The sequence below is a fragment of the Virgisporangium aurantiacum genome, from assembly GCF_016863635.1.
In the GTDB taxonomy this organism is placed as follows: Bacteria; Actinomycetota; Actinomycetes; order Mycobacteriales; family Micromonosporaceae; genus Virgisporangium; species Virgisporangium aurantiacum.
This window is the reverse complement of sequence record NZ_BOPG01000047.1, coordinates 147,418-159,965: the sequence shown is the minus strand read 5'-3', so window position 1 is coordinate 159,965 and position 12,548 is coordinate 147,418. Positions and strand designations below refer to the sequence as shown.

The 12,548-nt window shown below is 70.7% G+C and carries 13 protein-coding genes; 4 read left to right on the top strand and 9 right to left on the bottom strand.

The genetic code is table 11. The annotated features are described in order from the left end of the window. Both Vau01_RS35355 and Vau01_RS35350 read right to left on the bottom strand, forming a co-directional pair. Positions 1-429 (bottom strand): hypothetical protein, encoded by a 429-nt coding sequence (locus tag Vau01_RS35355; protein ID WP_204002184.1) that lies wholly within the window; start codon positions 427-429, stop codon positions 1-3. Then, entirely contained in the window at positions 426-842 is a 417-nt protein-coding gene (locus Vau01_RS35350) for a RelB antitoxin-like protein (protein WP_204002180.1), read from the bottom strand. The genes Vau01_RS35355 and Vau01_RS35350 overlap by 4 nt, the downstream gene beginning before the upstream one ends. A 128-nt stretch (positions 843-970) precedes the next feature. On the opposite strand from Vau01_RS35350, the gene Vau01_RS35345 reads away from it, so the two are divergent. After that, a complete protein-coding gene (locus Vau01_RS35345; RefSeq protein WP_204002177.1) occupies positions 971-2,410 on the top strand; it encodes a sensor histidine kinase in 1,440 nt (479 codons plus the stop codon). 29 nt (positions 2,411-2,439) lie between these two features. Next, on the top strand, positions 2,440-3,084 hold the full coding sequence (locus tag Vau01_RS35340; RefSeq protein ID WP_444546047.1) for a response regulator: 645 nt from the start codon (positions 2,440-2,442) through the stop codon (positions 3,082-3,084). Here the strand turns inward: Vau01_RS35340 and Vau01_RS35335 are convergent. The 6 genes from Vau01_RS35335 to Vau01_RS35310 form a co-directional block, all read right to left on the bottom strand. After that, positions 3,046-3,774, bottom strand: coding sequence for an ABC transporter permease (locus Vau01_RS35335; protein ID WP_204002171.1), 729 nt, complete (start codon positions 3,772-3,774; stop codon positions 3,046-3,048). The genes Vau01_RS35340 and Vau01_RS35335 overlap by 39 nt on opposite strands. After that, entirely contained in the window at positions 3,771-4,649 is an 879-nt protein-coding gene (locus Vau01_RS35330; RefSeq protein ID WP_204002169.1) for an ATP-binding cassette domain-containing protein, read from the bottom strand. Before Vau01_RS35330 ends, Vau01_RS35335 begins: the two co-directional genes overlap by 4 nt. 74 nt (positions 4,650-4,723) lie before the next feature. Further along, complete coding sequence (locus Vau01_RS35325) at positions 4,724-5,773, bottom strand: endonuclease (RefSeq protein ID WP_204002160.1); 1,050 nt, start codon at positions 5,771-5,773, stop codon at positions 4,724-4,726. A gap of 312 nt (positions 5,774-6,085) precedes the next feature. Further along, positions 6,086-6,883, bottom strand: coding sequence for an SAM-dependent methyltransferase (locus tag Vau01_RS35320; protein ID WP_239152111.1), 798 nt, complete (start codon positions 6,881-6,883; stop codon positions 6,086-6,088). Positions 6,884-6,937: 54 nt separating this feature from the next. After that, positions 6,938-7,582, bottom strand: a complete 645-nt coding sequence (locus tag Vau01_RS35315) for a response regulator transcription factor (RefSeq protein ID WP_204002146.1) — start codon at positions 7,580-7,582, stop codon at positions 6,938-6,940. After that, on the bottom strand, positions 7,534-8,859 hold the full coding sequence (locus Vau01_RS35310; RefSeq protein ID WP_204002144.1) for a sensor histidine kinase: 1,326 nt from the start codon (positions 8,857-8,859) through the stop codon (positions 7,534-7,536). Before Vau01_RS35310 ends, Vau01_RS35315 begins: the two co-directional genes overlap by 49 nt. A gap of 108 nt (positions 8,860-8,967) precedes the next feature. Between Vau01_RS35310 and Vau01_RS35305 the strand changes: the two genes are divergently transcribed. Continuing rightward, on the top strand, positions 8,968-10,005 hold the full coding sequence (locus Vau01_RS35305) for a fatty acid desaturase family protein (RefSeq protein ID WP_204002141.1): 1,038 nt from the start codon (positions 8,968-8,970) through the stop codon (positions 10,003-10,005). Between the two features lie 48 nt (positions 10,006-10,053). On the opposite strand, the gene Vau01_RS35300 is transcribed toward Vau01_RS35305, so the two are convergent. Then, a complete protein-coding gene (locus tag Vau01_RS35300) occupies positions 10,054-10,674 on the bottom strand; it encodes a phosphotransferase (RefSeq protein ID WP_239152110.1) in 621 nt (206 codons plus the stop codon). 70 nt (positions 10,675-10,744) lie between these two features. On the opposite strand from Vau01_RS35300, the gene Vau01_RS35295 reads away from it, so the two are divergent. Then, a complete protein-coding gene (locus Vau01_RS35295; protein ID WP_239152109.1) occupies positions 10,745-12,526 on the top strand; it encodes a bifunctional metallophosphatase/5'-nucleotidase in 1,782 nt (593 codons plus the stop codon). The last annotated feature ends 22 nt before the right edge of the window (positions 12,527-12,548 follow it).

Here is a 12,548-nt window from a genome sequence, read left to right as displayed (position 1 = left end):
TCAGCCGCCCTGGGTCCAGTACTGATTCAGCCTCGCGATGGCTTCCTCTTTGGTCATGCGGGCAACGTCGGCTTCGGCAAGGCGGACCCGGGCGACGAGCATGTGCACCACCTCGGCCGGAATCGGGTCCGCCGTCGGCGCTTCGGGTTGGCCCCTGGCCGGTTTGACGCCGTTGCGTACGCACTCCCAGAAGACGTCCTCGGTAACGTCGAGCTGGTCACGCAAGATGTGCCTCCAGATGCCCGGGCCGTATGTGCTGCGGTCGGGCGGATGCGAGATCCGGGTTCGCAGGATCCGGCCATCCGGCAGCGCCAGTTCGTACGTCAGATGGTGGGTACCGGTCCGGCCCCGTGCGGTCCGGACCGGTTCCCATCCTTCGGCCTCGCAGAATTTCTGGTGATCCTGCCGGGTGGGCGTGGGCCAGGTCATCGGGGCAGGCCCACCAACCAGTCGCGAAGCTGGGCGTCGTCGCTGAGTTCCACGACCTGGACCAGCGCCCAGTTGTTCCGATGGTTCGGCACGTCCAGCAGTCGCTCCTGCCAGTCGTCGGCGTACTCGCGCAGCGCCATGATCATTTCCTCGATCGCCTCGTCGAACGAGGACGCGTCTGCGGCCACCGGCACGCCGGGAAGGAATACCGACCATCCGCCGTCCTCGGCCACCACCTGCGGCGACGGCAGTACGCCGACCAGGCTGACCCGCAGACGGTCGGCGTCGACGACCGCCGCCCGACCGGTGTCGCGCCGCACGGTCGCAACCCGGCCTCGACGGGCGGCATCAAGGAGATCCTTGAAGTGCGTGCGAGCGGCGCTGTAGCTGTCGAAATGCGCGCCGATGGTCATGGGCAGCTCCCTACGCTCCTGACTAGGATGCGCGCTCTAGGCACGTACGTCAAGTACGTCAAGTACGTAGGCTGAGCCTTACTTTCGGCAGGTCCGCGTGGGATCTTGGGTCGGTAGCGTACGTCCGTATGAGGAGGTACCTGGCCGACGTCGCGTTGTGGGGAGCGCTGGCCGCACCCATCGTCGCCGGGCAGGCGCTGCCGCCTCGGGACGATGGCTGGGCGTTACGGGTGGGGCTCGAGGTGCTCGCCCTGGCGCTCGCGGTCTGGTTGGCCCGGCAACCGGCGCGGTTCGGGGGGCCGCTCGCCGGGTTGGTGATCGTGATCGCGGGGTGCCTGGTCGACGGGAACTTCTCGTTCTCGATCCCGGTGCTCAGTTACCTGGTCGGGCGGCGGGAGACCCGGGCCTGGCCGGCCGCCGCCGTGTTCGGGGGCATCGGGCTGTTCGGGTCGGCGCTCAGTGTCGGATTGTTCGACACCGGCATCGCCACGTGGTTCTTTCTCGTCACCACGTTGCTGTTCGCGGGCGTGTTTCCGTGGCTGGTGGGGCGGTACCGGCGACAGCACCACGAACTGGTCACCATGGGGTGGCAGCGGGCCGAGCACCTGGAACGGGAACGGGGCATGGTGACGGCGCAGGTGCGGCTGCGGGAGCGGGCGCGCATCGCCCGGGACATGCACGACTCGCTCGGACACGATCTCAGCCTGCTGGCCCTGCGGGCCGGTGCGCTCGAACTGGCCGCCGGACCGGAGAGTGCGGCCGCCGCGGAGATCCGGGCCGGGGCGGTCGCGGCGACGGCGCGGCTGCGGGAGATCGTCGGCGTGCTGCGGGAGGACGACTCACCGGCGCCGCTGGCCCCGCGCGACGAAAGCATCGCCGCGCTGGTCGAGCGCGCGCGGCGGTCGGGTCTTTCCGTGACGCTGACCGGCGACCCGGTGCCGGAGCACGTCGAGCGCACCGCGTACGGGATCGTCCAGGAGGCGTTGACGAACGCGGCCCGCCACGCGCCCGGAGCGCCCGTGAGCGTCGAGATCGCCGGCGCAGACGGGAGCACCACGGTCACCGTGACGAACCCGGTTCCGCCCGGAACGGTCGTCGTCGAGGGGTTCGGGCTGGCGGGGTTGCGGGAACGGGTCCGGATGGCCGGCGGAACCGTGCACATCGGCAGCGGCGACGGTGCTCACCGCGTCCAATCGCATTTGCCACATGATGCGCGACCACCGCGACCACCGGCTCCGCCCTTGCGGACGGCCCGGCGCAGGGTCCGCCGCAGCCTGGTGACGGCGTTGGCCGCGCCCGCCGCGATCGCGGCGGTCATGTCGCTCACCTACTACCCGGTGGCCGCGTTCGACTCCGTGCTGGCGGAGGACGCGTTCGACCGGATGCCGATCGGCGCGACGCGCGACGACCTGGCACTGCCCGGACGCCAGGTGCTCAATCCGCCGAACCTGGCCGACCCGAGCGGCCTCACCTGCGAGTACTACAGCGACGGCAACTTCCCGCTGGCCAACGCGACGTTCCGGCTGTGCTTCCGGGACGGAAAACTGGAACGGAAGGAGCGACTGTGATCCGCGTGCTCCTCGCCGACGACGAGGCGATGATCCGGGCCGGGGTCCGCGCGATCCTGGCCACCGACCCGGCGATCGAGGTGGTCGCGGAGGCCGGTGACGGGCGGGACGCGGTGGCGAAGGCGCAGGCGCACCGGCCGGCGGTGGCGCTGCTCGACATCCGGATGCCGACGCTCGACGGGCTGGCCGCCGGCGCCGAGATCCGCCGCACCGTGCCGGAGACGGCCGTGGTGATGCTGACGACGTTCGGCGAGGACGAGTACGTCGAGCGGGCGCTCGGCGACGGCGCCAGCGGGTTCCTGCTCAAGGCCGGCGACCCGCGGGAGCTGATCGCGGGCGTCCACGCGGTCGCCGGTGGTGGCGCCTACCTCTCGCCGGCGGTGGCCCGGCACGTGATCAGCCGCTGGACCGACGGCCGGCACGACCGCGACCGCGCCGCCCGCCACCGGATCGCCGACCTGACCGAGCGCGAGCAGCAGGTACTCGCGCTGGTGGGCCAGGGGCTGTCGAACGCCGAGATCGCGCGGCGGCTGTTTCTCGTCGAGGGGACGGTGAAGGCGTACGTCAGCACGCTGCTGACCCGGCTCGGCGTGCGGAACCGCGTGCAGGCGGCGATCGTCGCGTACGAGGCGGGGCTAGGCGTCGCGGTTCCGGAGGACGGTTCGGCCGGCTGACAGCGCGGCCACCGACCACGCCGCCATGACGAGCGCGCCGACCAGCGGCGGGTAGGGGTCGTGGTCGCCGGCGAGGAAGTGCGTGCCGGCCGGGCCCGGGGTGAGGTCGGCGATCCAGGTGAGCGCGGCGACGTCGGGCGTGGCGAGCAGCGGTGGGATCACGAACAGCAGCAGGAACAGCACCACGAGCGTCACCACCGCGCCGCGCAGGGCCGTGCCCAGGCCCAGGGCCAGCAGCCCGAGCAGGCTCGAACTCACCGCGATCGCGGCGAGGTCGCTGATCTGGATCGCGGGCGCGTCGGTGAGTATCGGCGCCGCGGTGAGCGTCCCGGCAACAGCGAGCCCGGCGCCGGTCGCGGCCGTCACAGCCGCGACCACCGCGGCCTTGGCCAGGAGGACGCGGGTGCGCGCGGGCGTCCACTGCAGGGTCGCCCGGATCGTGCGGTGCGAGTACTCGCCGGTGACGGCCAGCATCGCGACCGCCAGCACCGCCAGTTGCGCGACCGCGAACGCGCTCGCCGCGACGTCGCTGGCACTCTCCGCGGTGGCGGAGGTGTCGCCGTTGTCGACCCAGTACGCCACCTGCATGCTCGACAGCAGCATCAACGCGAGCGCCCCGACCAGCGCCCACCACGTGGACCGCACCGACCACAGCTTCGTCCACTCGCTCGCGACGGTCGCGCGGATCATCGGACCAGCTCCATGTAAGCCTCCTCCAGGGACGCCCGGCCGGGCGTGAGTTCGTGCAGCCGCACACCGAGCGTGTGGGCCAGGTCGCCGACCTCGGCGGCGCTGATTCCGGTGAGGTGCAGGCCGTCCGCCCCCTGCGGGGCGACGGCCACGTGCGGGGCGAGGTGACCGCGGAGCGCGGCCAGCGCGGCGGGTTCCGGGCTGCGGACGACGACGTTGCTCTTCGCGCCGATCACCTCGTCGACGGTGGCGTCGGCGATCAGCCGGCCCTTGCCGATCACCACGAGCTGGTCGGCGGTCTGCTGCATCTCGCTCATCAGGTGGCTGGAGACGAACACCGTGCGGCCCTCGCGCGCCAGCGACCGCATCAGCTCCCGGATCCAGCGGACGCCGTCCGGGTCGAGACCGTTCACCGGCTCGTCGAGGAGCAGCACCCCGGGGTCGCCGAGCAGCACGCCGGCGATGCCCAGCCGCTGCATCATGCCCAGCGAGTAGGTGCCGGCCCGTTTACCCGCCTTGTCGGCGAGGCCGACCGTGGCGAGGACGGCGTCGACCCGTTTGCGGTCGATCCCGTTGCTCTGCGCCATCGCGACCAGGTGCGCCCGGCCGCTACGCGCCGGGTGCACGCCGTTCGCCTCCAGCAACCCGCCCACCTCGTGCAGCGGGAACCGGAGATCGGCGTACCGCCGGCCCTTGATGAGCGCGGTGCCGCGGTCGGGCCGGTCGAGGCCGAGGATCATGCGCATCGTGGTGCTCTTCCCGGCGCCGTTCGGCCCCAGGAACCCGGTGACGCGCCCGGGCAGGACGTCGACCGTCAGGTCGTCGACGGCGGTGTGGTCGCCGTACCGCTTGGTGAGCGAACGCAGCTCGATCATGGCTGCGACGCTATTTCCTCCGCTGTGCCGGCACAGCCGCCATAGGTAACGCCCGCGACCCGACTTTCGTCAGGTCAGCCCCAAATCGCCACGACCCACTCCGGGTGGTCGATGAACGGGTTCCGGTTGTGCTGCCAGGTGCTGAAGATGACGTCGTTGCGGCGGCGTTCGACCGCGTCGGGCGGGTCGGCCCGGTGCCACTGCAGCAGCACCGACAGGCGACCGGTGCGGGGCGCCGAGCCGTTGGTGACCGAGTCGTTCAGTTCCAGGTCGGGCCAGCCGTCGCCGCCCTCGTAGCGGATCGCCATGTACATGAGCATCCGGGCGACGTCGCCCTTGACGGCGTCGCGGGGCTCGAACGAGTCGGCGTCGGTGCGGCAGCCGGGGCACTCGGCGACCGTCGACCCGCCGGTGTCGAAGTCCTTGTTGCCGCGGGTCGAGTTCACCGTGACATCCTCGGGACGCAGGTGGTGCAGGTCGGTGCCGGGGCCGGCGGCCGTACCGAAGTCGCCGTGCGACTGTGGCCAGACGTGTTCCCGGTTCCAGTCGTTCGCGTTGCCGCCGTTCGAGGACTTGCTCTGCGACCTGCCCGAGTACAACAGAATCACGTTGGACGCGTTGGCCGGGTCCTGGTCGGTCTGCTGCAAGGCGGTCCACACCTGGGCGTAGGAGATCCTGGTCTGGTTGGCGATGATCCCGTGCAGGGCCGCCCGCAACGCCGGACCGGTCCTGCCCGCGGCCGCGGCATAGTAGTCACCGGGTTCTGTTGCGCCGGCGCTCATCGACGTCGGTTCCTTCAGCCCGCCGTGCGCGAAGTACGCCGTCAACTGGCCGGCGACGACGATCCGCCGGCCGAGGAGCCCCGGGTTGGTCCGCAGGCCGAACGAGGCCCGGAATCCGCTGGTGACCTGCACGTAGAGCATCCGGGTCGTACCGGTCTCGGTGGCCTGGTCGGCGATCGCGATCGCGGTGTCGGCGGTGAACCCGGACCGGAGCACGGAGTCGGTCGCCACCGGCTGCCCGACCACGTACCCGGCGACCGACGCCGATCGGCCGTCCTGCGCGGCGAGCGCCGCCGCGACCGTCAGATCGGCCGCCGCACTCGCCGGCGGGATCATGACCATCCCGGCTGCGCCTGTGACCAGCGCCAACACCAATCCGAAGCGCCGACTACGACCCACGACGATCACCCCACCCGATCGAGGACGAGCATGATGATCGTAAATGTCTTATGCCGGATGGCCTAGGCCCGCACCGGCTGCCCCTCAGTCGATCTTGCAGTTGTGTTCGCTCGGAATTCCGGATCTTGGACTGCGTGAGGTGCCATAACCCCTTCGGGAGTCCAAGATCCGCAAATCGGGCCCCGTGCCGGGTGCGGCAGCGGTCAAGGTCGCTGTTTCAGGAAGAAACCCGCGATCGGGCACAGCGTCGCGGTACTAGGGTTTGCGGGCGACGATGGCGTACATCGAGACGTCGCGGGCCGGCGGTGGCTCGTCGCCGCTGTTCGGGCGCCACTCCGCGACCGGCACCATGCCCGGCTCCAGCAGTTCCAGGCCGTCGATCATCTCCTCGAACTCGGCCTTCCCGCGCGACCAGATGTCGATCTTGCCGGAGTCCCGCAGTTCCAGGTAGCCCGCCTTCACGTCCGGCGGGCTGAAGTCGTAGGTCGACCCGGTGATCACCACGTAACTGCCCGGCGCCAGCCCGTCGATCAGGCGCCGCACGATCGGCGTCGCCGCGCCGTCGCCGGGGACGAAGTGCAGGACGGCGACGAGCATCAGCGCGACCGGCTGCTCCATGTCGAGCGTGTTGTGCAGTTCGGTGCGGCGCATGATGCGGGCGGGGTGGCGCAGGTCGTCCTCGAGATACGAGGTGGCGCCCTCGGGCGTGCTGGTGAGCAGCGCGCGGGCGTGCACCATCACCATCGGGTCGTTGTCGACGTACACCACCCGTGACTCCGGCGCCACCGCCTGCGCCACCTGGTGGGTGTTGTCGGCCGTCGGCAGGCCGGTGCCGATGTCGAGGAACTGGCGGATGCCGCACTCACCGGCGAGGAAGCGCACCACCCGCTGGAGGAACCGGCGGTTCTCGATCGCCGACGTGCGCACCGTGGGGAACCACTCGATGAGCTGATCGCCGGACGCGCGGTCGGCGGCGAAGTTGTCCTTGCCGCCCAGGAGGTAGTTGTACCTGCGGGCAGGATGCGGGACAGATGTATCGATGGGGCCGACCACGTGGGAATTCCTATCAGATCCACTGTGGGCGCCTCGAGGCGCCCCTACCCAGCGTCACGAATTGAGGTAGGCGAGCACCGCCAGCACGCGCCGGTTGTCGTCGTCGGACGGCGGCAGGCCGAGCTTGGTGAAGATGCTGTTGATGTGCTTGCTGATCGCCTTCTCGGTGACGAACAGCTTGCCGGCGATCGCGGCGTTCGACCGACCCTCGGCCATGTGCCCGAGCACCTCGCGCTCGCGCGGGGTCAGGTCGGCCAGCGGGTCGTCGTGGCGGCGGCGGGCCAGCAACTGGGCCACCACCTCGGGGTCCATCACGGTGCCACCGTCGGCGACCCGCCTGACCGCGTCGATGAACTGCGCGACGTTCGACACCCGGTCCTTCAACAGATAGCCGACGCCGCCGGTACCGTCGGTGAGCAGTTCGCGCGCGTACAACTGCTCGACGTGCTGGGACAGCACCAGGACGGGCAGCCCCGGAATCTGTGCGCGGGCGGCGACGGCGGCCTGCAGCCCCTCGTCGGTGAACGTGGGCGGCAGCCGGACGTCGACCACCGCGACGTCGGGCCGGTGCTCGATCAGTGCCGGCAGCAGCGCCGGCCCGTTGTCGACCGCCGCCACGACCTGGCAGTCGAACGCCTGGAGCAGGCGCGTCAGGCCGTCCCGGAGGAGGGCGAGGTCTTCGGCGATGACAACGTGCACGGAAGCTCCATGGTGACGACGGTGGGTCCGCCCGGCGGGCTGGACACCATCATCGTTCCATCGAACGCCGCGAGCCTGCGCTCGATCCCCCGCAGCCCCGTGCCACCGGCCGGATCGGCCCCGCCCTCGCCGTCGTCACCGACGCCGATCGTCAGCAGTCCGTCGTCGTGCCGGATGTGGATCCACGCGGTGCGCGCCGCGCTGTGCTTGACGATGTTCGCGAGGATCTCGGCGACGGCGAAGTAGGCCGCCGACTCCACCGGCGCCTCCAGCCGGCCGGGCAGTTCGACGTCGACGGTCACGGTGGCCGGCACGGTGAGTGCCAGCGCCTGCACGGCGCCGTCGAGCCCGCGTTCGGCCAGCACCGGCGGGTGGATGCCGCGCACCAGGTCGCGTAGTTCGGTGAGCGCGGTGCCGCTGGACTCGCGGGCCTCCGCCAGCAGCTTGATCGCCATGTCCGGGTCACGCCGGATCAGCTCCTCGGCGAGGCCGATGTTCATGCTCAGCGACACCAGCCGGGCCTGCGCGCCGTCGTGCAGGTCGCGCTCGATGCGACGCAGTTCGGCGGCCTGCGCGTCGACCGCTTCGGCCCGGGTGTCGGTGAGCACCTGGACCCGCTCGACGAGCTGGCTCTTCTTCGTGGGAGCCAGGAAGAAGCTGGTGAACCGCATGTGCACCCACATGAGGAACGGCGACGCCGTGAGCCCGATCGTCAGCAACAGCGCGCCCTGCGGCACCGCCGTCCAGGCCTCGAACCAGTTGTCGAACGGCCAGACGACGCCGTACCCGTAGCCGCCGGTGAGCCCGTAGATCAGCAGCGGGACGTGCAGCACACCCTCCAGTCCGTAGGTCGGCAGGATGAAGGCGACGAGACCGAGGACGAAGCCGCTGATCGCGCCGGGGATCAGCCAGGCGAAGTCGAGCCAGGTGGCCGGGTCGGTCATCGCGTGCTTGAAGCGGCGCAGCGTGCCGAGCGGGGCGGTGGACGGCACCGGCCGGTACGGCCGCGGGATGTCGACCCCGACCCAGCCGGCCATCCGGCGATGCACGTCCATCACCGCCCGGGTGACGAGCGTGACCAGCGGGAACAGCGTGAACCCGATGAACGGCAACGGGATCAGCGCCAGCGACACCACCGTGAGGACGAACAGGACGATGTTGCCGGCGAGGCTCAGCACAGCCACGGGCAGCCCGATGAGGGCGATGCGGAAGGTCTTCCACAGCTCCGCCGGCCGGAACACGTGTGCCGGCAGTTCCAGCCACCAGAGTCGGTTCATGCCGTCCATTCTGGCCGGGGCCACCGCCGGTGGCGGTAGTGCTGGCCCTACCGGCCCCGGGGACGTGCCACCAGTGAATCGCGACGCCGCAGCCCGTTTGATCGACATGTGACGACAACGATTGTTCCCGAACGGCGCACGGGCAGTGACTTCGCGACGCTGTCCCGGCGGATCACGGCGGCCGGCCTGCTCCAGCCGCGTCCCGGCTACTACGTGGCCCGGCTGTCGATCGTCGCCCTGGCGCTCGTCGGCGGCTGGGTCGCCTTCTTCCTGCTCGGCGCGTCGTGGTGGCAACTCCTGGTGGCCGTGCTCATGGCGGTGGTCTACGCCCAGGTGGCGCTGGTGGCCCACGACCTGGCCCACCGGCAGGTGTTCCGGCGGCGACAGCCCAGCGAGGTGGCCGGGCTCATCGCCGGCAACCTGGCGATCGGCATGAGTTACGGGTGGTGGATGGACAAGCACACCCGGCACCACGCCAACCCGAACCACGACGACCTCGACCCCGACGTGGCGCCGGAGATCCTCGTCTGGACGCAGGAGGCCACCGAGGGACGGCGCGGGCTCAAGCGCTTCATAAACGCGTACCAGGGCTACCTGTTCTTCCCGCTGCTCACCCTGCTCGGGCTGAGCCTGCGCCGGAGCAGCGTCCGGGCCCTCGCACAGGGCGGGATCCGGCGGCGCGGGCTGGAATCGGTGCTGCTCGGCGTCCACATCGTCGGGTACCTGGCGGCGCTCGCCCTGGTGCTGAACCCCGTGCAGGCGCTCGTGTTCCTCGTGGTGCACCAGGCGCTGTTCGGCGTCTACCTCGGGTGCACGTTCGCGCCCAACCACAAGGGGATGCCGACCCCCGACGGCACCGAGGACTTCCTCCGCAAGCAGGTGCTCACGTCCCGCAACGTCACCGGCGGGCACTTCATCGACAACGCACTCGGCGGGCTCAACTACCAGATCGAGCACCACCTGTTCCCGAGCATGCCGACGCCGAACCTGCGCAAGGCCCAGCCGATCGTGCGCGAGTTCTGCGCCGAGATCGGGGTGGCGTACTGCGAGACCGGGCTGATCGCCTCGTACGGCGAGGCGCTGCGCCACCTGCACGAGGTCGGCGCGCCGCTGCGGCGTGAACGCGGCGTTGAACCGCGGCGTTGAACCGCGGCGTTGAACCGCGGCGTTGAACCGCGGCGTTGAACCGCGGCGTCAGACCGCGGATTCGACCATGAGACGCGCGGCGGCCAGCCGGCCGGTCTCGGCCTCGGAGAGGTTGGGATCGGCCCGGCGCATGGCCACCGCACCGTCCATGTCGGACAGTGGGTCGCCGGCCGCCCGCAGGAACGCCGTCAGGATCTCGCGGGCGGCGGTGCGGGCCGGGTGCTCCGGGTCGACCGCGACCTGGGCCAGGATCAGCGCCGTCAGCGCGACGTCAAGACCGGGCGGGCCGGTGCGGGCGTTGCGCCAGTCGATGACCACCGGCCCGCGCGCCGTCATCATCACGTTCGCGGGGTGCAGGTCGAGGTGCAGGATCCGTCCCGGAACGCCGCGCAGCCGGTGGTGCAGGTTCGCGAGAACGGTGCCGGCGTCGTCGTGGGTGAGCTCCTTGCGGGTGACCGCGAGCAGCATGGTCTGCCCGTGCAGCCGTTCGAGCCACAGGTCGCGTCCGCCGGCGCCGAACACCTCGGGCACCGGGAAGCCGTGCCGCCCGACGTGCCGCATGATCGCGGCCTCGGTGGTGACGTCGCCGCCCGCGCGGTAGGTGCGGAGCACCAGCGCGTCACCGAACGCGTACACATCGGCGTCACGACCGCTGTCGAGAAGGCTCACCCGGCCGAGGGTAGTGCGGAGGGGGATCGAGCGCTGTCGCGATCGCGCCGGTGCCGTTACCGTGCCACGGGTGACACCTCGAATCTCCCGGCGCACCGTCATCGCCGGCGCAGCCGCCGCGGCGGCCGCCGGTCCCCTGATCGACCCGGCGGCAGCCGGCGCACACACCGGCGCCAACCGCACCTGGGACCTGACGGTGCTCGGCACCTCCGACACCCACGGCAACGTCTACAACTGGGACTACTACCGCGACGCGGAGTACGACGACAGCGCCCACAACGACATCGGCGTGGCGAAGGTCGCGACCCTGGTCAACCAGATCCGGGCGGAGCGGCGCGGCAAGGCGACCGTCGTGCTCGACGCCGGCGACACCATCCAGGGCACGCCGCTGGCGACGTACTACGCCAAGCAGGAGCCCATCACGACCACCGGTGAGACCCACCCGATGGCCCGGGCCATGAACGTCATCGACTACGACGCGGTCACCCTCGGCAACCACGAGTTCAACTACGGGATCCCGCTGCTGCGGCTGTGGATCCGCCAGCTCGGCTTCCCGGCGCTCGCCGCGAACGCGGTCGACGCCCGCACCGGGTTGCCGGCGTTCACGCCGTTCGTGGTGAAGAAGGTCAGCCTCGGCCGGGGCGCGCCGACGCTGCGGTTGGGCATTCTGGGCCTCACCAACCCGGGCGTGGCGATCTGGGACCGGGCCAACGTCGAGGGCATCCTCCGGTTCGAGGACCTCGTGAAGACGGCCCGCAAGTGGGTGCCGATCATGCGACGGCTGTTCGGCGCCGACATCGTGCTCGTCTCCGCGCACGGCGGCGACAGCGGCGAGTCGAGCTACGGGCCCGAACTGCCCAACGAGAACCCGACCGCACTCATCGCCGAGCAGGTCCCGGGCATCGACGCGATCCTGTTCGGCCACGCCCACCGCGAGGTGGTCGAGCGCTTCGTCACGAACAAGGTGACCGGCGAGCAGGTGCTGCTGACCGAGCCGTCGCGGTGGGGCCAGCGCGTGTCGCGCATGGACTTCACGCTGAGCCGCGGCCACGGCCGCTGGCGGATCGACAGCAAGCACTCGACGATGCTCAACACCAACACGGTCGTCGAGGACCCGGCGGTGGTGGCCGCGGTACGCGCCCAGCACGCGAAGACGGTCACGTACGTGAACCAGGTCGTGGCCACCTCCGTGGTGGAGCTGTCGGCGGTCGAGAGCCGGTACAAGGACACGCCGATCCTCGACTACATCAACAAGGTGCAGACCGACACGGTCACCGCGGCGCTGGCCGGCGGTTCCTACGCCGGGCTGCCGGTGCTGTCGATCGCGGCGCCGTTCAGCCGCACCGCGCGGTTCCCCGCCGGTCAGGTGAAGATCAAGGACGTCGCCGGTCTCTACATCTACGACAACACCCTGGAAGCCGTGGTCCTCACCGGCGCGGAGGTGAAGGCGTACCTGGAGTACTCGGCGAAATACTTTGTGACGCTCGCGCCCGGCGCGCCCGTCGATCCGAACACGATCAGCGACCCCGCGGTGCCGGACTACAACTACGACACGCTGTCCGGCGTCACCTATGACATCGACATCAGTCGACCGGTCGGCGACCGGATCACCCGGCTGGAACGCGACGGTGTCCCCGTCGACCCGGCCGCGCAGTTCGTGGTGGCGGTCAACAACTACCGGCGCAGCGGCGGCGGCAACTTCCCCGGGATCGTGAAGGCCCAGGTCTACAACGCGCAGCAGGAGATCCGCCAACTCCTGATCGACTGGGCGCAGGCCCGCGGCGTCATCGACCCGGCCGATTTCTACGTCGAGAACTGGAGACTCGTCCGGGCCGGCGTTCCGGTTTTCTGAGCAAGATCGCGGAATGGGATGA